Consider the following 18,554-nt stretch of genomic DNA (forward strand, 5'->3'; position numbering starts at 1 on the left):
CCATTTTCGAGGGAATGCAGAATGAAGACGATGAAGGGTCCCGGCCTGTTCCTCGCCCAGTTCCTGGGCGACCAGGCACCGTTCAACAGCCTGAAGTCGATCTGTGGCTGGGCAGCGGGCCTGGGCTACAAGGGCGTGCAGATCCCGACCTGGGACGCCAGGATGATCGACCTGGAGAAGGCCGCGCAGTCCAAGGACTATTGCGACGAGATCAAGGGGATCGCCAACGAGGCAGGCGTGGAGATCACCGAGCTGTCGACCCATCTGCAGGGCCAACTCGTCGCGGTGCATCCGGCCTATGACGAGGGCTTCGACGCGTTTGCCGCCCCGCATGTGCGCGGCAATCCCAAGGCCCGGCAGGAATGGGCGGTCTCGCAGGTCCTGGCCGCTGCCAAGGCCAGCCGCCATCTCGGCCTGGACGTGCATGTCACCTTCAGCGGCGCGCTCGCTTGGCCCTATATCTATCCCTGGCCGCCCCGGCCGGCCGGCCTGATCGACACGGCCTTCGATGAGCTGGCCAGGCGCTGGAAGCCCATCCTGGATGCGCATGAGGAAGTGGGCGTCGACGTCGCCTACGAGATCCATCCGGGCGAGGACCTGTTCGACGGCGCCACCTTCGAGATGTTCCTCCAGCGCGTGGGCAACCACGCACGCTGCAACATCAACTACGACCCCTCACACTTCTGTCTGCAGGGGCTCGACTATCTGGCCTTCATCGAGCACTACCACGAGCGCATCAAGGCGTTCCACGTGAAGGACGCCGAGCTCAACACGTCCGGCAAGCAGGGCGTCTATTCCGGCTTCCAGGACTGGCCGCACCGGGCAGGGCGGTTCCGCTCGCTGGGCGACGGCCAGGTCGATTTCGGCGCGATCTTCAGCCAGCTCGCCGTGCACGACTATGACAGCTGGGCCGTGCTGGAATGGGAATGCGCCATCAAGAACAGCATGGATGGCGCCCGCGAGGGGGCGGAGTTCATCGCCCAGCACATCATCAAGGTGAGCGAGAGCAGCTTCGAGGACTTCATCGGCCAAGGAGCCGACACCTCGGTGGCCCGCCGCTCGCTGGGCCTGGAGCGCTGAAGGAGTCGATGGATGGTCGGTGAGAGCAGCCAGGCCAAGGCCGGGCGGCGCAGGCTCAGGCTCGGCATGGTTGGCGGCGGGCAGGGCGCCTTCATCGGCGCGGTGCACCGCCTGGCGGCGCGAATGGACGACCGCTACGAGCTGATGGCCGGTGCCTTTTCCTCCACGCCCGAGAAGTCGAAGGCGTCAGGTGCGGAGCTGGGGCTGCCGGAGGCACGCTGCTACGGCAGCTATGCCGAGATGGCACAGCGCGAGGCCCGGCTGAAGGAAAGCGTCGACGTCGTCGCGATCGTGACGCCGAACCATGTCCACGTTCCTGCGGCGCTCGAGTTCGTGCGGCGCGGCATCCACGTGATCTGCGACAAGCCGCTGACCGTGGGGATGAGGGAAGGCAAGAAGCTCGCCGATGCGCTGGCGAAGCAGCCGGACGTCGTGTTCGTGCTGACCCACAACTACACGGCCTATCCGATGATCCGGCAGGCGCGTCAGATGGTGGCGGACGGGCTGCTGGGCAATCTCCGGATCGTGCAGGCCGAGTACGCCCAGGACTGGCTCACCACCAAGCTGGAAGACACCGGCCAGAAGCAGGCAGCTTGGCGCAACGATCCTGCCCAGTCCGGCCCGGTGGGGGCGGTGGGCGACATCGGCACCCATGCCATGAACCTCGCCGGCTTCATCAGCGGGCTCAGCCTGAAGGAGGTCTCCGCCGACCTCACCAGCTTCGTGGAAGGCCGCCCGCTCGACGACAACGCCCATATCATGCTGCGCTATGAGGGCGGGGCGAAGGGCATGCTCTGGGCCTCGCAGGTGGCACCCGGCAACGAGAATGCGCTGAAGGTGCGGATCTACGGCGACAAGGGCGGCCTGTCCTGGGAACAGGAGAACCCGAACTACCTGACCTTCACGCCCTATGGCGAACCGCCCCGCCTGATCACCCGCGGCGGTGCCGGTGCCGGCCCGGCGGCGGCACGGGTGACGCGGGTACCGTCCGGCCATCCGGAAGGCTATCTGGAAGGCTTCGCCAATCTCTACACCGACGCCGCCGAGCTGATCCTGGCCAAGATCGAGGGCCGGGAGCCGGACGAGGGGGCAACGCTGGTGCCGGGGATCCGGCAGGGCCTGGAAGGCGTGAAGTTCTGCGAGGCGGTGGTGGAGAGCAGCAAGAAGAACGGTGCCTGGGTGAAGGCGAGCGTGTGAGATGAGCGCGGTGGCTGCTATCCTGGTGACGAGCAGCAGCCGCCCGATGGAGCCGGCCATGTCCCTCGATCAGGATCTCCACACCGTGGACTTCCATGCCTGGACAGTCGACCAGGCGGAGCGGCTGCGTGCCCTCGCGACGACGCGCTCCAACCTGCCGATCGATGCCGTCCATCTCGCGGAGGAACTGGAGGCCTTGGGCAGCGAACAGCGCGCGGGTGTGCGCAGCCAGCTCCGCAGGATCGTCGAGCATCTCCTGAAGCTGCGCCATTCGCCGGCGCAGGCGCCGCGGGCCGGCTGGCAGCGCACGGTCGTGTCGGCGCGCGCCGAGCTGGCCGATCGTCTGACGGCGACGCTGCGGCGGGACCTGGAGGAGCATTTGGACGAACTCTACGCCGACGGCGCGGAGATGGCGCGCAAGGCCCTGGAAGCGCATGGCGAGATCGAGGCTGCCGGATCGATCCCTGCCGGGCGGCCGTTCACGCTGGACGAGATCCTGCGGCGCGGCTGGTACCCGGCCCGCCTGGGTGCCGCAGGAAACGACACGATGACATAGTGCGCGGGCCGGAACGCCCGCGATCGAGGGAGGCAGACAACGAAAATGGCGAAAAAGCCCCTACGCATCGGCATGGTCGGGTACGGCTTCATGGGCCGCGCCCACTCGAACGGCTGGCGGCAGGTCGAGCGGTTCTTTCCCGAGCTGGACCACGTGCCGGTGCTGCAGATGGCGTGCGCGCGCGACCAGGCGAAGCTGCAGGGCTTCGCCGATGCCTGGGGCTATGCCGAGACGACCACGGACTGGCGCAAGGTGGTGGAGTCGCCCGACGTCGACGTGGTCGACATCTGCGTGCCGAACAACCTCCACGCCGAGATCGCGATTGCTGCGGCCAAGGCCGGCAAGATGATCACCTGCGAGAAGCCGCTCGCCATGTCCGTGGCGGAAGGGGAGCGCATGGTGGCGGCGGTCGAGGCCGCGGGCGTGCCGGCGATGGTCTGGTACAATTATCGCCGTGTGCCGGCGGTGACGCTCGCCAAGCAGCTGGTGGACGAGGGCCGGATGGGCCGGGTGTTCCACTACCGCGCCAACTTCCTCCAGGACTGGACGATCTCGCCGGACGTGCCGCAGGGTGGGGCAGGGGTGTGGCGCCTGGACGTGGAGGCGGCCGGCAGCGGGGTCACCGGTGACCTGCTGGCGCACAATATCGACACGGCGATGTGGCTGAACGGGCCGATCACCAAGGTGGTGGCCGACACCGAGACCTTCGTGAAGGAGCGGGTCCATGTCGCGACCGGCGACAGGAAGCCGGTCGGGATCGACGATGCCTGCGCCTTCCTGGCGCGGTTTGCCAACGGCTCGATGGGCCTGTTTGAGAGCACCCGCTATGCCCGCGGCCACAAGGCGCTCAAGACCTTCGAGCTGAACGGCGAGGACGCGTCCATCTCGTTCGACCTGCACGACCTGCAGTATCTGAACTATTTCGAGTACAAGAACCACGGGACCGGCCAGAAGAACGAGGGCCACCTGACCGGCTGGCGCAAGATCCACGTCACCAACGGCGAGCACCCCTACATGGACCACTGGTGGGTGCCGGGTCTGATCATCGGCTATGAGCACAGCTTCGTGCATGCCTGCGCCGATTTCGTCCGTGTGGTGGGCCAGGGCGGTACGGTGCATCCCGACTTCCGCGACGCGCTGCAGACCCAGAAGGTGTGCGAGGCGGTGCTGCGGTCGGCGAAGAGCGGGCAGTGGGAGGAGGCCGGGGCGGAGCTTTGACCAGATAGCCGAGTCTGACTAGATTTATGGTCAGATTCTCAGGAGCGTCGGCATGACTGAAGTCGGTATCCTCGAAGCGAAGACCCATCTCTCCCGGCTGATCGACCAGGTGGAGAAGGGTGAGGAAGTCGTGATCACCCGGCATGGCAAGCCGGTGGCGCGGCTGGTGGGTCCCAGGCAGGCCAATCTCGTCCGGCTGAAAGCAGCGTTCGATCGCTTCGACTCTCTGGGTCCCGTCGAGGAGCTTCGGGGGGTGGATCCGGTGGAACTGGTGAAAGCCGGCCGGCGGTACCAGGACTGATGGTCGTGGATGCTTCGGTGGCGATCGGAGCTTTCATGCCGGACGAGCCGCCGCGGGCCAGGATCCTCTTGTCCGAGGCTGCTGCGGCGGGTCCGCTCTATGCGCCCGCCTACTGGAGCGCAGAGGTCGCGAGCGGATTTCTCGCCGCCGAACGTCGGTTGCGGTTCACGTCGGCGCACATGTCCGCAGCGTTCGCTTCCTTGAACGAGTTGAACGTCAACATCGACATGAACACGCCGATGATCGCGTTCGGCCCGCTCGTCCATCTGGCCCGGCAGCACCGGCTTTCGGTTTACGATGCGGGCTACCTCGAGCTGGCAATGAGGCTCACGGTCCCGCTCCTGACCTTCGACCGAGCACTGGCCAGGGCGGCCGATGCGCAAGGAGTTCACGTTCCTCTGCAATAACGAAAACTGGGGAGATAGACGACATGCCAGGCAAGAAGATCCTCATGCTGACCGGCGAGTTCAGCGAGGAATACGAGATCTTCGTCTTCCAGCACGCCATGGAGGCGGTTGGGCACACCGTCCACGTGGTCTGCCCGGACAAGAAGAAGGGCGAGTTCATCAAGACCTCGCTCCACGACTTCGAGAACGACCAGACCTATACCGAGAAGCCCGGCCACAACCACCTGATCAACCAGACCTTCGCGGACGTGGACCCGGCGGACTATGACGCGGTCTACTGCGCGGGCGGGCGCGGGCCGGAATATATCCGGATCGACCCCAGGGTGCAGCGGATCGTCCGGCACTTCCACGAGGCCGACAAGCCGATCTTCACGATCTGCCATGGCGTGCAGATCCTGATGGCGGTGGACGGGGTGTTGAAGGGGCGCGAGGTGGCCGCCCTTCAGTACTGCGAGCCGGAGGTGCGCCTGGCCGGGGGCATCTATGTCGACGTGCCGCCGGATGGCGCGCACCGGCAGGGCAAGCTGGTGTCCGGCAAGGGCTGGCCGGGGCTGGCCGCCTTCATGCGCGAATGCCTGGTCGTGCTGGGTACCCGGATCGACCACGGCTGACGGACAGGACGAAGACCATGGGTCTGCCCGACGAGCAGCCGCGGCCGGCGGGCACGACCTGGCTTCGGCTCTATCCACGCATCGGCCTGCATGGCCGGCTCGTCCACCAGTTGGGCGGGCGGATCGGCCGGGGCGAGCTGGCGCCTGGCGAGGCGCTGCCGCCGATCGACGAACTGCTGGCCGTGTTCGGGGTCAGCCGGACCTCGATCCGCGAGGCGATGCGGGTGCTGGCCGCCAAGGGCCTGATCGAGCTGCGCCAGCGGACCGGCGGCCGGATCCGGCCGATGGCCGACTGGAACCTGCTCGATCCGGACGTGCTGGCCTGGATCGACCCGTTCCGGTTGGAGCCGGGCCTGATGGCCGAGTTGGCCGAAGTACGCCTCGCGATCGAGCCGCAGGCGGCGCGGGGTGCAGCGCTGCGTGCCACCCTGGCCGACGTCGAGGCGATCCAGGTCCAGTTCTCGACCATGGAAGCGACCGCGCTGGAAGCCGATCTCGCCGCCTTCTATGCGGCCGACCTCTCCTTCCATGCCGGCATCTTCGACGCCTCGCACAACCGCTTCCTCACCCAACTCGGCCGGGCGCTGATGCCGGCACTGGACCGGGCGTTCGACCTGCATCGCCATCACGTGCTGCGCCGGGAGGACCCGACCCACCTGCGCTGGCGGATCTGCCCGATGCACGGCGCGATCCTGGACGCGATCCGGCGCCAGGACTCGGCCGGTGCCGAGCAGGCGATGCGGCTGGTGATCGAGAACGCGATCAACGAGCTGGCCTATTTCGAGGACCGGGGGCCCAACCCCTGGAAGGACGACCTCCCAGCCGGACCGCTGCCCGTCTCTGCCGGCTGAGCGGCCGCACACCGGCAACGGAACAAGTTAATAGATATGACTTTTTCCTGTCGGGAAGTGCCGCTAGAGTTCATCGAGATCACCGCGCCCGCCAAGGCGGACGGATCGCCCCCGGGGCGGGCACGGTCACAGGGAAGGTAGCAAGCGCCGGTAAACGGGCGCATGGGGGACGGTTTGGCCGATCTGATCGTGCAGGACGTCGTCAAGCGATTCGGCCGGGTCACGGCCCTGGACGGCATGAGCTTCGAGGTGCGCGAGGGCGAGTTCTACTGCCTGCTCGGGCCGTCCTCCGCCGGCAAGACGACGATGCTGCGGGCGATCTCGGGCCTGGAGCAGCTGGACGGCGGGCGCATCCTGTTCGGCGGCCGCGACATGGCGGCAGCGCCGATCCAGGGCCGCGGCATCGCCATGATCTTCCAGACCTTCGCCCTCTACCCGCATCTGACCGTGCGCGCGAACTTCGCCTATCCACTGGAGCGCGCCGGCGTGCCCGCCCAGGAGATCCGCACGCGGGTGGGCGAGGTGGCCGAGCTCCTGCGGGTCGGGCACACGCTCGACCGGCTGCCCTCGACCCTGTCCGGCGGTGAGCAGCAGCGGGTCGCGATCGGCCGCGCCCTGGTGCGCCGCCCGCAGCTCCTGCTGCTGGACGAGCCGCTGACCAATCTCGACGCCAAGCTGCGCCATGACACCCGTGCCGAGTTCAAGCGGCTGCACCGCGAGCTCGGCATGACCATGCTCTATGCCACACCCGACCAGCTGGAAGCGCTGACCATGGGCCAGCGGGTGGGCGTGATGCAGGCCGGGCGGGTCGTGCAGGTGGACACGCCGCGTAGCCTCTATGCGGCACCCCAGGACACCTATGTCGCCGGCATGGTCGGCTCGCCCGCCATCAACCTGGTGCCCGGCACGATCCGGCGCCGCGACGGCGGGTTCGCCGTGGACCTGCCGTTCGGGACGCTGCCGGCGGATGCATGGCGGATCCATCTGAGCGGGGGTGAGCCGGTGCTGTTCGGCGTGCGGCCCCATGACGTGCTGCTGGGGCACCATCCGACGCGTGGCCCCGGCTTCACCGCGACCGTGCACCTGACCGAGCCGCTGGGCGACGTCACCCTGCTCGATCTCGATGTGAACGGTGCTGCCATGAAGATGGCGCTGCCCGAGGAAAGGGCGCTCGGGCTCGGGCCGGGCACGCCGATCGAGGTCACCCTTTCGGCCGCGGACGTGCATCTTTTCCATGCCGAGACCGGTGTCCGCATCGCGTGATGCCGGCGGCTTTCCGGTTGTTTGCAGAAAGGTGCGGAACAATGCACCGATTGAGGGAGGTCGAACCGACATGAAGAGAAGCTGGGAAGGCTGGCTCCATGGCGTGTCCCTGGTCGCGCTGGCGGCCGGGTCACTCATGCTGGCGCCGGGGCAGGCGAATGCCGCCGACATCACCATCACCATGGCGGCGCCGGACTGGCCGCCGACCCGGTTCATGAAGGAGGAGTTCGATCGCTCCTTCAAGTCCGCGTCCGGCAACAACATCACGCTGGAGATGGACTACATCCCCTGGCCGAGCTTCTACGAGCGTGTCGCCGCGTCGCTGACCTCGGGTGAGCAGAAATACCAGATGATCGTGACGGACAGCCAGTGGCTGGGCTCGTTCGTGGACGGCGGGTACTACAAGGACCTGACGGAAGAAATCAAGAATGACCCGGAACTGACCGCGATCATGAAGGATCTCCATCCGGCGCTGGTCTCAGCCTACTCGACCTATCCGAACAAGTCCCCGCAGTTCATCAAGGACAACCCGTTTCCGGCGCCGGACACCCATTACTACGGCTTCCCGCAGTTCCCGGACACCTACGTCACCTTCTACCGCAAGGACCTGTTCTGCAACGAGACCGAGGCGAAGAAGTTCCAGGAATCGTTCAATCAGAAGTTGCCCTGCACCTATGAGGACTGGCAGGACGTCGACTGGACGGTCTACGAGAACATCGGCAAGCACTTCATGCGCAAGAAGGGCGACCCGCTGGGCGACGGCGTGGCCGACGACGACTTCTTCGGCGTCTCCTTCCAGGCCGGCAAGAGCTACGACTTCTCCTCGATGCAGGTGAACGCCTTCATCTGGCAGAATGGTGGCGAGATCTGGGACGAGACCAGGCAGCCGGAAGCGCAGGCCGAGGGCGTGGTCAACAGCGACATCAACGTCAAGGCGTTCGAGCAGTACCTGAACTTCATCCAGTACATGCCGCCGGTGGCCAAGACCGGCCAGGCCGACATCTTCGTGATCCAGGACCTGTACATGCAGGGCAAGACCGCGACGACGATCGACTGGGTGGGTCTGGGCGAGCCGGTGCTGGATCCCAAGACGTCGCGCGTCCACGACAAGTCGGCCTTCGGCCCCGCACCCGGCGTGCGCAAGGAGGACGGCACCATCGACCGGACCGGCAATATCGGCGGCCAGCCCTTCGTGCTCACCACCTGGAACAGCCCCGAGGTCGATGCCGCGGCGATCGAAGTGGTGAAGTGGTGGCTGAAGCCGGAGACCCAGAAGAAGTTCGCCGCCAATGGCGGTCAGTCGGGCCTTATGTCGGTGATGGCCGATCCCGAATATGACAGCCTGCGGCCCTGGAACCGGGCGCACAAGGAGATGCTCGACTGGCAGCGCGACGTCTGGCACGTGCCGGAGTTCTTCGAACTGCTGACCCAGCAGCAGGAAGAGTTCGACAAGGCGATCACCGGCCAGATCACCGCTCAGGAAGCGCTCGATTCGATCGCGCGCTTCCAGCAGCAGACCCTGGAGGATGCCGGCCGCATCGAGTGAGCCGCGCCCGATGACTTCATGATAGCATGGCGGCCGCCGGCCCGTCCGAGGCGGCGGCCGCAGGGGGCGGGCCACAGGCCCGCCCCGCCTCGAGGTGATTGGACAAGCACATCATGGCGAGCAGCGCTGTCGTCGCGCATGAGATCAGGTCCGAAGGCGGGTTCCTCCCCTGGCTGCTGGCACCGCAACGACGCGGGCCGCTGCTCGTGGCGCCGGCGCTGATCGTCCTGTTCCTGATGAACATCTTCCCGCTGCTCTGGTCGTTCGGCCTGAGCTTCTACAACTACAGCGCCAAGAAGCGCGACGTGCCCGACTTCGTGGGGCTGCGCTTCTTCGAGCGGGTGGTGACCGACCCGGTGGTCTGGGAACGCTTCAAGACCACCGCGATCATCGTTTCCAGCTCGGTGCTGATGCAACTGGTGGTCGGCTTCCTGCTGGCGCTGCTGTTCGCCAAGCAGTTCCCGCTGCGCCGCATCCTGCTGATGCTGGTGCTGACCCCGATGATGCTGTCGCTGGTCGCGGTCGGCGTGTTCTTCAAGCTGTTCTACGAGCCGACCTTCGGCCTGGTGAGCCAGGCCGTGGCGATGTTCACCGGCGACCGCTACGCTCTCCTGGGCTCGCCCACCGGCGCCATCATCGGCGTAGTGATCGCGGATGCCTGGATGTGGTCGCCCTTCGTGATGCTGCTGGTGCTGGCCGGGCTCGTGTCGGTGCCGAAATATCTCTACGAAGCCGCCGAAATCGACCGCACCTCGCCGTGGCGGCGCTTCCAGACCATCACCTTTCCCTACATCAAGAGCCTGCTGCTGCTCGCGGTGCTGTTCCGCACCATCGAGACCTTCAAGCTGTTCGACGTGGTCTACATCCTGACCGAAGGTGGCCCGGGTACGGCGACCGAGACGATCGGCGTCTATGTCTATCGGCTGGCCTTCCAGTATTTCCGCACCAGCCAGTCTGCAGCGCTCGCCTACATCATCCTGTTCGTCGTGATCGTGCTCACCTCGCTCTATCTCTACGCCGTGAACCGCCGCGCCCAGGAGGTCGACTGACATGACCAGGTCACGTGAGATCGGCCGGGCCGGCTGGGGCTGGACCGCGTTCGCCGGCATCATCGCCCTGATCTACTTCTTCCCGGTCATGTGGATCATCATGACCGCCTTCAAGACCCGCCCGGACGCGCTGGCCGTCCCGCCGAAGTTCTTCTTCACGCCGACGCTGGACAATTTCGTCGGCGTGTTCTTCCGGGCGGTGATCTCCGGCGGTGGTGCGGCCCAGGCGACCGAGTTCCCGCTCTATTTCTTCAACTCGATCTTCATCGCCGGGGTCTCCTGCCTCCTGGCGCTGATCATCGGCACGATCGCCGCCTACGGGTTCTCGCGCTACCCGCTGAAAGGGAACGAGACCTACATGTTCATCATCCTGACGACCCGGATGATGCCGGCGATCGTGGTGGTGATCCCGATCTTCCTGATGTTCCGCGAGATCGGCCTGTCCGGCACCTATGCCGGCATCATCTTCCTCTACACCGCGTTCAACCTGCCGTTCACCATCTGGATGGTGCGCTCCTTCTTCGACGAGCTGAACACCGAGATCGAGGACGCGGCGCGCATGGATGGTGCCACCGAGCGCCAGCTCTTCTTCGGGATCTGCCTGCCGCAGGTGAAGGCGGGTCTTGCCGCCACCTTCGTGTTCGGCCTGATCCTGACCTGGAACGAGTTCCTGTTCGCCCTGCTGCTCACCGGCGTGGACACCCGCACCGTGCCGGTCGCGATGGCGCGCACGCTGGGTGGCGAGATGGGCGTCGACTACGGCCTCCTGGCCGCGATCGTGACGCTGTTCCTGATCCCGATCTTCTTCGTGACGTTCCTCCTGCAGAACCAGCTCCTGCGCGGCGTCACCTTCGGCACGGTTCGGAAGTGAGGCCATGGCAACCATCGACATTAAGGACGTCACCAAGGTCTATCCCAACGGCTTCAAGGCAGTGGAGCGGATCAACCTGTCGGTCGGCCAGGGCGAGGTCATGTGCCTGCTGGGGCCCTCTGGCTGCGGCAAGACCACGACCCTGCGCATGGTGGCGGGCCTGGAGGACATCACCGAGGGCGAGTGCCAGATCGGCGGCAGGCGGGTGAACGATCTGCTCGCCCGCGAGCGCAACGTGGCCATGGCCTTCCAGTTCTACGCGCTCTACCCCTCGCTCACCGTGGCGGAGAATTTGAAGTTCCCGCTCCACGCCGAGGGCCGCAGCCACACGGAGATGGACGCGAAGGTCCGCCAGGTGGCGAAGACCCTCCAGCTCGAGAGCGTGCTCGGGCGCAAGCCCGCCCAGCTTTCCGAGGGCGAGAAGCAGCGGGTCGCGGTCGGTCGCTCGATCATCCGTGATCCGGAATGCTTCCTGTTCGACGAGCCGCTCTCGCGCCTGGACGTCACCCTGCGCGAGCAGATGCGCGGCGAGATCAAGGAAGTGCTCTCCGGCCTGTCCAAGGCGACCGTGATCGTCACCCATGATCAGCTCGAAGCGCTGACCATGGCCGATCGGATTGCGGTGATGCGCGCCGGGATCATCGAGCAGGTGGCGACCCCGCACGACATCTTCGCCAAGCCCGCCAACCTGTTCGTGGCAGGCTTCATCGGCACGCCGCAGATGAACCTGATCCCGGCCAGCTTCACCGGGATGGATGGCGGCCATGGCGGCTTCGCCCTGCCGGGTGGGCAGAAGATCCTGGTGCAGGTCGACCCGGCGGTGAGCCGGCTCGCCCCCGGCACCGAAATCACGCTGGGCATCCGGCCGCGCAATCTCGAGATCATGCCGGAACCGGTGCCGGACGGGCTCACCCTCCAGGTCGACATCGTCGAGCCGATGGGGGCGGAGACCCTGGCGCATCTGTCCGACGGCGCCCAGTCCATGCGCGTGGTGTGCGACTGGCGGGTGCCGATCGACGAGGGTGATCGGCTCCATGTCCGGTTCCAGCCGGGCTATGTCCATGTGTTCGGCCCAGACGAGCAGGCGGTCCGCTCATGACCAACCCAAGCACTCCCGTGCCGCCGGGCGGCCTCAGCGCGAAGGCGGCCAAGCGCGTCGAGTACGCGATCATCGCCCTTTGCTGCGCGGCGCTGGTGATGATCTTCCAGCCCTTCACCATCAACCTGTTCACGCTCGGCTGCATCCTGGTGGTGGTGGGCGGCCTGGCCTTCAACCTGGTGCCGCTGTGCCGGCCGGGCGTGCGGCCGCGCAGCCTCCTCAAGGCCGTCGGCATCATCCTGCTGATCCTGGTGATCGTAGCGCTGCTCGGGATCGGCTCGGCGCAGATCTACGTGCAGAGCCTGGGCCGCTAGGCCGAGCCCGGCTAGTCATCCCGAAAGGCGGGGACGGCCGGGGAGGCATTCGGCGTGCGCTACGACGCGGCGGCAGTGGGTTTCTATACGCTCGACATCCTGGCGCGGCCGGTCGAGGCGATCCCGGACGGCGGCGGTGTCGCCTTCGTCGACGAGATCCGCATGGTGGTGTCCGGCACGGCCGGTGCCACCGCGGTCGACCTCGCCAAGCTCGGCCTCCATACGCTGGCGGCAGGCTCGGTGGGTGATGACGAGCATGGCGGGTTCGTGCTGGACCGGCTGGCGCGGCACGGCGTGGACATCTCGGCGATGCAGCGCATCGCGGGCGTGCCGACCTCCACCACCATCATGACCGTGCGTCCGAACGGCGAGCGGCCGGCCCTGCACATGCGTGGTGCCGCCGACCATTTCGAGCTGCCGCCCGAGCGCTACGCCCAGGTGCTGGACGCCCGCTTCGTCCATCTGGGCGGCACCGGCTTCATGCGCCGCTTCGACGGGGCGCCGTCGCTCCGGTTCCTCCAGGCGGCCAGAGCGGCCGGCTGCCGGACCAGCCTCGACCTGATCGCGCCAGGGGAGGACGGGCTGGCGCTGGTCGGACCACTCCTGCCGTTCGTCGACTATTTCATGCCGTCCATCGAGGAGGCCCGCGTCCTGTCGGGAATGGACGATCCGGTCGAGGCCGCCAGGTTCTTTCTCGATCAGGGCGCCGGCACGGTGGCGGTGACACTCGGGGCCGGCGGCTCGGTGGTCGCCGATGCCGGCGGCACCGTCCTGCGCATCCCGGCCTTCGCCGTCCCGGTGGTCGACACGACCGGTTGCGGCGATGCCTATGTGGCCGGGATGATTGCCGGGCTCGCCTGGGGCATGGACCTGGAGACGGCGGCGCGCCTCGCCACCGCCGCGTCCGGGCTGGTCGCCACCGGCCTCGGCTCGGACGCCGGCATCCGCAGCTTCGAGGACACAGCGGAAAAGATGCGGACCCTGAAGCCGCGGCGCTGACCGTCGATATTCCGCAGGATTCAGGGCCGAGGACTGTCGTAAGCCTTCGATACAGTGCCTGATGGGCCGGACGGGGCGGCCATCGATAGGAGAAGCGCATGATCCTGGTGACGGGTGCGACGGGTGCCAACGGCCGGCAGGTCGTCGATCTGCTCGCGAAGGCGAACGCACGGGTGCGCGCCATGGTGCGCTCGCCCGCCAAGGCGGGTGATCTGGCGAGGTGCGACGGCGTCGAGCTGGTCGGCGGCGATTTCGACGATCCGGCATCGCTTCGGGATGCCCTGGATGGCGTGGAGCGGGCCTTGCTTCTGACGCCCTCCACCGCGAAGGCCGAAGAGCGGCAACTCCGCTTCGTCGAGATGGCCCAGGCGGCAGGCGTCCGCCAGATCGTCAAGTTCTCGCAGTTCGCCGCGGATCGGGATTCGCCGGTGCGCTTCCTGCGCTACCACGCGGCGGTCGAGGAGGCGATCCGTGCAAGCGGCATGGCATGGACCTTCCTGCGGCCCAACCTGTTCATGCAGGGGTTGCTGGCCTTTGCCGGCTCGATCGCCGAACAGGGCCGCTTCTTCGCCGCGGCAGGCAGCGCCCGCGTTAGTGTCGTCGACGTGCGCGACAATGCCGCCGTGGCCGTGGCGGCGCTGACGGACGATGGCCATGCCGGAAGGATCTATACGCTGACCGGGCCGGAAGCTCTGAGCCACGCCGAGATGGCGAGCAGGATCGCCGCGGCGACCGGACGGCCCGTCGCCTTCGTCGACGTGTCCCCTCAGGAGATGCGTGCGGCGCTCGACCAACTCGGGATGGATCCCTGGCAGGCCGACGGCCTGATCGAGGACTATGCGCATTACCGGCGTGGCGAGGCGAGCGAGGTGACGCAGGACGTGGAGGATGTGACAGGACGCCGCCCGCGCTCGTTCGACGACTTCGCGCGCGACCATGCCGAAGCCTTCAGCTCTGAAGGCTCGTCAGCACCTGAAGCCTGACGGATGAATTGCGGGCGGCGCTGATGATCCGCCACTTGGCGGATCATGGCGGATGGCGGCCCCGGGGCATGGGCGCGCCGGGCGGCCGGGCCACCGCCGATGCCCTGCACCCTTGCCCTGCCGGTGGCGGTGCGTCACATGCCAGCGGAATATTTGGCCGATGGGGAAGGAAATCGACGATGCTGGGCAAGCTCGTGGGCAGGCTGTTCGGCGGCGGTGGCGGCGGCAAGGCCGCGGCGGCGGCCGATCCGGTCGAGTATAACGGCTACGAGATCGTCGCCGACCCGATCAGCAATGGCGGCCAGTTCAACGTCGCCGGCACGATCCGCAAGAACTTCCCGGACGGGCCGAAGGAGCATCGCTTCATCCGGGCCGACACCCACAGCTCGCGCGACGACGCGGCCGGCCATTCCGTGCAGAAGGCCCGGCAGCTCATCGACGAGCAGGGCGACCGGCTGTTCCGCTGACCGTCGCCGGCTCTTGCGAGCCGGCCGCCGAGGAGGAAACCGTCATGCAGTCATTGAGCGCCCGGCGCGCCGCGTTCCGGGCCCTGCATGCCGAAGGCTGCTTCGTGCTGCCCAATCCCTGGGATATCGGCGGTGCCCGCCGCCTCCAGGCCCAGGGCTTCAAGGCACTGGCCTCCACCAGCGCCGGGGTGGCCTGGTCGCTCGGGCGTGACGATGGCGAACTGTCCCGCGACGAGGTGCTGGCCCATCTGGAGGCGCTGGTGGCGGCGACCGACCTGCCGGTCAACGCCGACTTCGAGGCGGGCTTCGCCGACGCCCCGGACGAGGTCGCGGCCAATGTCGCGCTCGCGGTGGCGACCGGCGTGGCGGGGCTCTCGATCGAGGACCGCACCGGCAAGGAACTCTACGAGCTGCCGCTCGCGGCCGAGCGGATCCGCGTGTCACGCGCCGCGATCGATCGGAGCGGGGCGGATGTCCTGCTGGTCGGCCGCACCGAAGGCTTCCTGGTCGGCCGCACCGGGCTCGATGCCACGCTGGAGCGGCTGAGAGCCTATGCGGCGGCCGGCGCGGACGTCCTCTATACCCCGGGTGTCAGCGATCCGGACGCCATCCGGGCCATCGTCCAGGCAGTGGCGCCCAAGCCCGTCAACGTGCTGCTCTGGCGGCCGGAGATGCGGGTCGCCGACTTGGCGGCGCTGGGCGTGCGCCGGGTCAGCGTCGGCGGGTTCCTGGCCCGTGCGGCCTGGGCCGGCTTTGCGGAGGCGGCGCGACAGCTCCATGACGATGGCAGCCTGCCGGCAGCGCTGTTTCCGAAGGCGTGACCGGTTCAGCCTGGCTGGCGCGCCGGCAGCCACTGGATCAGCCGGGCAAAGGTCGCCCTGGCGGCGGCCAGCGCCGCGGGCTCGTCCCCTGGCGTGACGGCGGCGGTGAGCTCGCTGCGGAATGCCTGCCAGTTCCCCATGGTCTTGCGGCCATGGGGATTGAAGTAGCCGAGGCCGGCCACGCCGCTGCGTGCCAGCGCCTTGGCGATCACCGCACCGCCGAGCGTCGAGCCTTCCAGTACGTAGAGCGAGCCCCAGGCGCTGGCCTGGTCGGGCAGGGGCGCCAGGTCCGGGCGGGGCGGCAGCCCGTCCCGGTCACCCAGGAGCCGCAGATCGGCCGCCAGCAGCCCGAGGCGGCGGCGCGGGCGGAACCGCTCGCCCAGGAGCGCCTCGACCATCGGCTCCCAGGCGGCATGGAACCCGTGAAAGGCGCGCAGGACCCGGCGCAGGTGATCGAGGTCGAGCGGCGAGGCCAGCAGGTCCAGGCGTGCTTCCAGCACGGCATGGTCGGCTGACGTCTCTGCCCTCAGGCGGTCCAGGATGGTCGGGCGGTCGGGCATGCACGGTGTTCGGCGAAGCGGCCGGGCCAGGACCGGCCCGTGAGCGGCAACCGATACCGAAACGGCCCGGTCCTGCCCACACGGAATGATGACGACGTTGCCGGGAATGCGTAGGAACATGGGTGGCGGCTGCCCGGCTCGGCACCTCCGGACCATTAGTACGTGGAAAAAGGTGTGATGGAGCGGCCCCTCGACGTGACCTCGTGCGAGCGGGAGCCGATCCGGATCCCCGGGGCCATCCAGCCGCATGGGGTGCTGCTGGCCGTCGATCCCGAACAACTCGTGGTTCGTCAGGCGGCCGGCGAGCCTGGCTCGCTGGGTGTCGCGGCGGGCGGGCTGCCGCTGGGCCGGCAGCTGGAGGAGTGGTCGACACCGCTCGCCGCACTGGTGCGGCAGTTCCAGGCGAACCGGGCGCCCGGCGGCTTCCAGGGCAGCCTGAGCGAGGCAGGCCGGCCGGTCGACGTCACGGTGCATGGGGGCAAAGGCAGAGTCCTCCTGATCGAGCTGGAACCCGGCGACCCGGAGCGGGCGGGTGCGGCCGCGTGCCTGGCGGAAGTGGAGGAGGCGACCGGGGCATTCGAGCGGGCGCATGACAACGAGGAGCTGCTGCATCAGGCGGCCGTCCTGTTCCGGCGGATCACCGGCTTCGACCGGGTGATGGTCTACCGCTTCCTGGAGGACAATTCCGGGCAGGTGGTGGCCGAGGACCAGGCGCCGGGGCTCCATTCCTTCCTGGACCACCGCTTCCCCGCTTCGGACATCCCCAGCCAGGCGCGCGACCTCTACGTGCGCAACACGGTGCGGGTGATCCCGGACGTCACCTACCGGCCGCTGCCCCTGGAGCGGGCGCCGGGCGAGCCGGACGACGGGCCGCTCGACCTGTCGGACTGCGTGCTGCGCAGCGTGTCGCCGATCCATCTCCGATATCTGGAGAACATGGGGGTGGCCGCGTCGGCCTCGATCTCCATCGTGGCGGGCGACGTGCTCTGGGGGCTGATCGCCTGCCACCACATGACCCCCCGCCGCCTGCCTTACGAGGTCCGGGCCATGTGCCGGGTGCTCGCACGGGTGCTTTCGCGGCAGATCGGCGCCCAGGCGGATGCGGCGATCCATCGGCAGCGGATCCGGCTGCGGGCGATGGAGGACGATCTGCTGGGCAGGCTCGCCCGCGAGGACGGCTTCGAGGACGGCCTGGAGCGCCACGCCACCGCCTTCACCCAGCTGATCAGCGCCGACGGGATGGCGATCTGCCGGGGCGGGCGGGTCGAGATCCATGGCGACTGCCCGGAACCGCACCAGGTGGAGGCCATCCGCGACTGGCTGCTCGCCGCGGAGATGGTGCAGCCGTTCGCCACCGAGACGCTGCCCGAGCGCTTCGCGGCCGCCAGCGAGTTCGTCGCGACCGGGGCAGGGCTGCTCTCGATCGTGCTGAACCGCGCGGATGGGCTGGCGATCCTGTGGTTTCGCCGCGAGCAACTGCAGGTCGTCAAGTGGGGCGGCAATCCGCACCAGGCCATGACCGTGGATGCCGCCTCCGGGCAGCTCACGCCGCGTGCCTCCTTCGAGCTCTGGCAGGAGACGGTGCGCGGCCGCGCGCGCGCCTGGTCACGGGCGGAGATCGAGACCGCCGGGCGGCTGCGCATCCGGCTCGTGGAACTGCGCCAGGGCAAGCAGCTCGGCATCCTCAACGGCCAGTTGCACGGCATGATCCAGGACAAGGAGAAGCTGCTGGCCGAGCAGGCGAACCTCCTGACGCAGAAGGACCTGCTGCTGCACGAGGTCAACCACCGCGTCCAGAACAGCCTGCAGCTGGTGAGCAGCTTCCTGTCGCTGCAGATGCGCGGCAGCCAGGATCCGCACGTCCTGGCCCAGCTGGAGGAAGCACGCCGCCGCCTGCACGCGGTGGCGCTGGTGCATCGCCGGCTCTACCAGACGGAGCAGGTACAGTCGGTGGAGATGGGCCGCTATCTCGACGAGCTGCGCCAGGACCTGGTGAGCTCGTTCGGGCCGGAATGGGCCGAGCAGCTGCAGGTCCGCTCCGACACGATCTCCGTGCCGACCGACCAGGCGGTGAGCCTCGGCCTGATCGTGACCGAGCTGGTCGTCAACTCGGCCAAGTATGCCTACCAGGGCAAGGTCGGGCCAATCATTGTGCAGTTGCGGGAGCTGGCGGGCCGCGCGATCACGCTGACCGTGGCCGACCGCGGCGTGGGCGAGGCGGTGTCGAGCGGCACCGGGTTCGGGCTGCGCATGGTGCAGGCGCTGTGCGCTCAGTGGCAGGGCAGCATCGACCACCAGGACAACCGGCCCGGCCGCCGGGTCGTCATCACCTTTCGTGCCGCGGCCGCCTGACGGGTTCTC

The 18,554-nt window shown here is 67.9% G+C and carries 20 protein-coding genes; 19 read left to right on the plus strand and 1 reads right to left on the minus strand.

What is annotated here, in order from left to right:
- Window positions 1-21: 21 nt before the first annotated feature.
- The 18 genes from HLA95_RS01215 to HLA95_RS01300 all read left to right on the plus strand — a co-directional run bounded on the left by HLA95_RS01215 (window position 22) and on the right by HLA95_RS01300 (window position 15,633).
- Window positions 22-1,080 (plus strand): sugar phosphate isomerase/epimerase family protein, encoded by a 1,059-nt coding sequence (locus tag HLA95_RS01215; RefSeq protein WP_191060829.1) that lies wholly within the window; start codon window positions 22-24, stop codon window positions 1,078-1,080.
- A gap of 12 nt (window positions 1,081-1,092) precedes the next feature.
- A complete protein-coding gene (locus HLA95_RS01220; protein ID WP_222182101.1) occupies window positions 1,093-2,277 on the plus strand; it encodes a Gfo/Idh/MocA family protein in 1,185 nt (394 codons plus the stop codon).
- 58 nt (window positions 2,278-2,335) lie between these two features.
- Window positions 2,336-2,833, plus strand: coding sequence for a DUF29 domain-containing protein (locus tag HLA95_RS01225; protein ID WP_191062033.1), 498 nt, complete (start codon window positions 2,336-2,338; stop codon window positions 2,831-2,833).
- A 45-nt stretch (window positions 2,834-2,878) separates the two neighbouring features.
- Window positions 2,879-4,051: a Gfo/Idh/MocA family protein gene (locus HLA95_RS01230; protein ID WP_222182103.1), complete on the plus strand. Its 1,173-nt coding sequence runs from the start codon at window positions 2,879-2,881 to the stop codon at window positions 4,049-4,051.
- A 52-nt stretch (window positions 4,052-4,103) separates the two neighbouring features.
- Window positions 4,104-4,352, plus strand: coding sequence for a type II toxin-antitoxin system Phd/YefM family antitoxin (locus HLA95_RS01235; protein WP_191060524.1), 249 nt, complete (start codon window positions 4,104-4,106; stop codon window positions 4,350-4,352).
- Window positions 4,352-4,759 carry a type II toxin-antitoxin system VapC family toxin gene (locus tag HLA95_RS01240; protein WP_191060523.1) on the plus strand — a complete coding sequence of 136 codons (408 nt, stop codon included), beginning with the start codon at window positions 4,352-4,354 and terminating at the stop codon, window positions 4,757-4,759. The genes HLA95_RS01235 and HLA95_RS01240 overlap by 1 nt, the downstream gene beginning before the upstream one ends.
- A gap of 23 nt (window positions 4,760-4,782) precedes the next feature.
- Entirely contained in the window at window positions 4,783-5,370 is a 588-nt protein-coding gene (locus HLA95_RS01245; RefSeq protein ID WP_191060522.1) for a DJ-1/PfpI family protein, read from the plus strand.
- 17 nt (window positions 5,371-5,387) lie between these two features.
- The gene (locus HLA95_RS01250; RefSeq protein WP_191060521.1) at window positions 5,388-6,221 is read left to right on the plus strand and encodes a FadR/GntR family transcriptional regulator; all 834 of its coding nucleotides are present in this window, start codon (window positions 5,388-5,390) and stop codon (window positions 6,219-6,221) included.
- A 162-nt stretch (window positions 6,222-6,383) separates the two neighbouring features.
- A complete protein-coding gene (locus HLA95_RS01255) occupies window positions 6,384-7,484 on the plus strand; it encodes an ABC transporter ATP-binding protein (protein ID WP_191060520.1) in 1,101 nt (366 codons plus the stop codon).
- A gap of 70 nt (window positions 7,485-7,554) precedes the next feature.
- Complete coding sequence (locus HLA95_RS01260; RefSeq protein WP_191060519.1) at window positions 7,555-9,030, plus strand: extracellular solute-binding protein; 1,476 nt, start codon at window positions 7,555-7,557, stop codon at window positions 9,028-9,030.
- Window positions 9,031-9,143: 113 nt separating this feature from the next.
- A complete protein-coding gene (locus HLA95_RS01265; protein WP_191060147.1) occupies window positions 9,144-10,079 on the plus strand; it encodes a carbohydrate ABC transporter permease in 936 nt (311 codons plus the stop codon).
- A 1-nt stretch (window position 10,080) separates the two neighbouring features.
- Window positions 10,081-10,950 (plus strand): carbohydrate ABC transporter permease, encoded by an 870-nt coding sequence (locus tag HLA95_RS01270; protein ID WP_191060148.1) that lies wholly within the window; start codon window positions 10,081-10,083, stop codon window positions 10,948-10,950.
- Window positions 10,951-10,954: 4 nt separating this feature from the next.
- Window positions 10,955-12,049: an ABC transporter ATP-binding protein gene (locus HLA95_RS01275; RefSeq protein ID WP_191060149.1), complete on the plus strand. Its 1,095-nt coding sequence runs from the start codon at window positions 10,955-10,957 to the stop codon at window positions 12,047-12,049.
- The gene (locus tag HLA95_RS01280; protein ID WP_191060150.1) at window positions 12,046-12,363 is read left to right on the plus strand and encodes a hypothetical protein; all 318 of its coding nucleotides are present in this window, start codon (window positions 12,046-12,048) and stop codon (window positions 12,361-12,363) included. Before HLA95_RS01275 ends, HLA95_RS01280 begins: the two co-directional genes overlap by 4 nt.
- A 54-nt stretch (window positions 12,364-12,417) precedes the next feature.
- Window positions 12,418-13,362 (plus strand): carbohydrate kinase family protein, encoded by a 945-nt coding sequence (locus HLA95_RS01285; protein ID WP_191060151.1) that lies wholly within the window; start codon window positions 12,418-12,420, stop codon window positions 13,360-13,362.
- A 98-nt stretch (window positions 13,363-13,460) separates the two neighbouring features.
- Window positions 13,461-14,345 carry an SDR family oxidoreductase gene (locus HLA95_RS01290; RefSeq protein ID WP_191060152.1) on the plus strand — a complete coding sequence of 295 codons (885 nt, stop codon included), beginning with the start codon at window positions 13,461-13,463 and terminating at the stop codon, window positions 14,343-14,345.
- Window positions 14,346-14,524: 179 nt separating this feature from the next.
- A complete protein-coding gene (locus HLA95_RS01295; RefSeq protein WP_191060153.1) occupies window positions 14,525-14,812 on the plus strand; it encodes an HlyU family transcriptional regulator in 288 nt (95 codons plus the stop codon).
- Between the two features lie 44 nt (window positions 14,813-14,856).
- Complete coding sequence (locus tag HLA95_RS01300) at window positions 14,857-15,633, plus strand: isocitrate lyase/PEP mutase family protein (RefSeq protein WP_191060154.1); 777 nt, start codon at window positions 14,857-14,859, stop codon at window positions 15,631-15,633.
- Between the two features lie 5 nt (window positions 15,634-15,638).
- Here the strand turns inward: HLA95_RS01300 and HLA95_RS01305 are convergent, their stop codons facing one another.
- A complete protein-coding gene (locus HLA95_RS01305; RefSeq protein ID WP_222182105.1) occupies window positions 15,639-16,193 on the minus strand; it encodes a biliverdin-producing heme oxygenase in 555 nt (184 codons plus the stop codon).
- A gap of 177 nt (window positions 16,194-16,370) precedes the next feature.
- On the opposite strand from HLA95_RS01305, the gene HLA95_RS01310 reads away from it, so the two are divergent.
- Window positions 16,371-18,545 carry a histidine kinase dimerization/phosphoacceptor domain -containing protein gene (locus HLA95_RS01310; protein WP_191061140.1) on the plus strand — a complete coding sequence of 725 codons (2,175 nt, stop codon included), beginning with the start codon at window positions 16,371-16,373 and terminating at the stop codon, window positions 18,543-18,545.
- Window positions 18,546-18,554 lie beyond the last annotated feature (9 nt).

This window comes from Geminicoccus harenae (genome assembly GCF_019800005.1).
In the GTDB taxonomy this organism is placed as follows: domain Bacteria; phylum Pseudomonadota; class Alphaproteobacteria; order Geminicoccales; family Geminicoccaceae; genus Geminicoccus; species Geminicoccus harenae.

What these genes read in the sequence shown, in the direction of transcription:
- HLA95_RS01305 (WP_222182105.1), bottom strand. Translation starts at nt 16,193, where the DNA reads ATGCCCGACCGCCCGACCATCCTGGACCGCCTGAGGGCAGAGACGTCA.
- HLA95_RS01280 (WP_191060150.1), top strand. Translation starts at nt 12,046, where the DNA reads ATGACCAACCCAAGCACTCCCGTGCCGCCGGGCGGCCTCAGCGCGAAG.
- HLA95_RS01240 (WP_191060523.1), top strand. Translation starts at nt 4,352, where the DNA reads ATGGTCGTGGATGCTTCGGTGGCGATCGGAGCTTTCATGCCGGACGAG.
- HLA95_RS01215 (WP_191060829.1), top strand. Translation starts at nt 22, where the DNA reads ATGAAGACGATGAAGGGTCCCGGCCTGTTCCTCGCCCAGTTCCTGGGC.
- HLA95_RS01260 (WP_191060519.1), top strand. Translation starts at nt 7,555, where the DNA reads ATGAAGAGAAGCTGGGAAGGCTGGCTCCATGGCGTGTCCCTGGTCGCG.
- HLA95_RS01230 (WP_222182103.1), top strand. Translation starts at nt 2,879, where the DNA reads ATGGCGAAAAAGCCCCTACGCATCGGCATGGTCGGGTACGGCTTCATG.
- HLA95_RS01245 (WP_191060522.1), top strand. Translation starts at nt 4,783, where the DNA reads ATGCCAGGCAAGAAGATCCTCATGCTGACCGGCGAGTTCAGCGAGGAA.
- HLA95_RS01300 (WP_191060154.1), top strand. Translation starts at nt 14,857, where the DNA reads ATGCAGTCATTGAGCGCCCGGCGCGCCGCGTTCCGGGCCCTGCATGCC.
- HLA95_RS01255 (WP_191060520.1), top strand. Translation starts at nt 6,384, where the DNA reads ATGGGGGACGGTTTGGCCGATCTGATCGTGCAGGACGTCGTCAAGCGA.
- HLA95_RS01220 (WP_222182101.1), top strand. Translation starts at nt 1,093, where the DNA reads ATGGTCGGTGAGAGCAGCCAGGCCAAGGCCGGGCGGCGCAGGCTCAGG.
- HLA95_RS01225 (WP_191062033.1), top strand. Translation starts at nt 2,336, where the DNA reads ATGTCCCTCGATCAGGATCTCCACACCGTGGACTTCCATGCCTGGACA.
- HLA95_RS01250 (WP_191060521.1), top strand. Translation starts at nt 5,388, where the DNA reads ATGGGTCTGCCCGACGAGCAGCCGCGGCCGGCGGGCACGACCTGGCTT.
- HLA95_RS01290 (WP_191060152.1), top strand. Translation starts at nt 13,461, where the DNA reads ATGATCCTGGTGACGGGTGCGACGGGTGCCAACGGCCGGCAGGTCGTC.
- HLA95_RS01265 (WP_191060147.1), top strand. Translation starts at nt 9,144, where the DNA reads ATGGCGAGCAGCGCTGTCGTCGCGCATGAGATCAGGTCCGAAGGCGGG.
- HLA95_RS01235 (WP_191060524.1), top strand. Translation starts at nt 4,104, where the DNA reads ATGACTGAAGTCGGTATCCTCGAAGCGAAGACCCATCTCTCCCGGCTG.
- HLA95_RS01295 (WP_191060153.1), top strand. Translation starts at nt 14,525, where the DNA reads ATGCTGGGCAAGCTCGTGGGCAGGCTGTTCGGCGGCGGTGGCGGCGGC.
- HLA95_RS01270 (WP_191060148.1), top strand. Translation starts at nt 10,081, where the DNA reads ATGACCAGGTCACGTGAGATCGGCCGGGCCGGCTGGGGCTGGACCGCG.
- HLA95_RS01275 (WP_191060149.1), top strand. Translation starts at nt 10,955, where the DNA reads ATGGCAACCATCGACATTAAGGACGTCACCAAGGTCTATCCCAACGGC.
- HLA95_RS01310 (WP_191061140.1), top strand. Translation starts at nt 16,371, where the DNA reads ATGGAGCGGCCCCTCGACGTGACCTCGTGCGAGCGGGAGCCGATCCGG.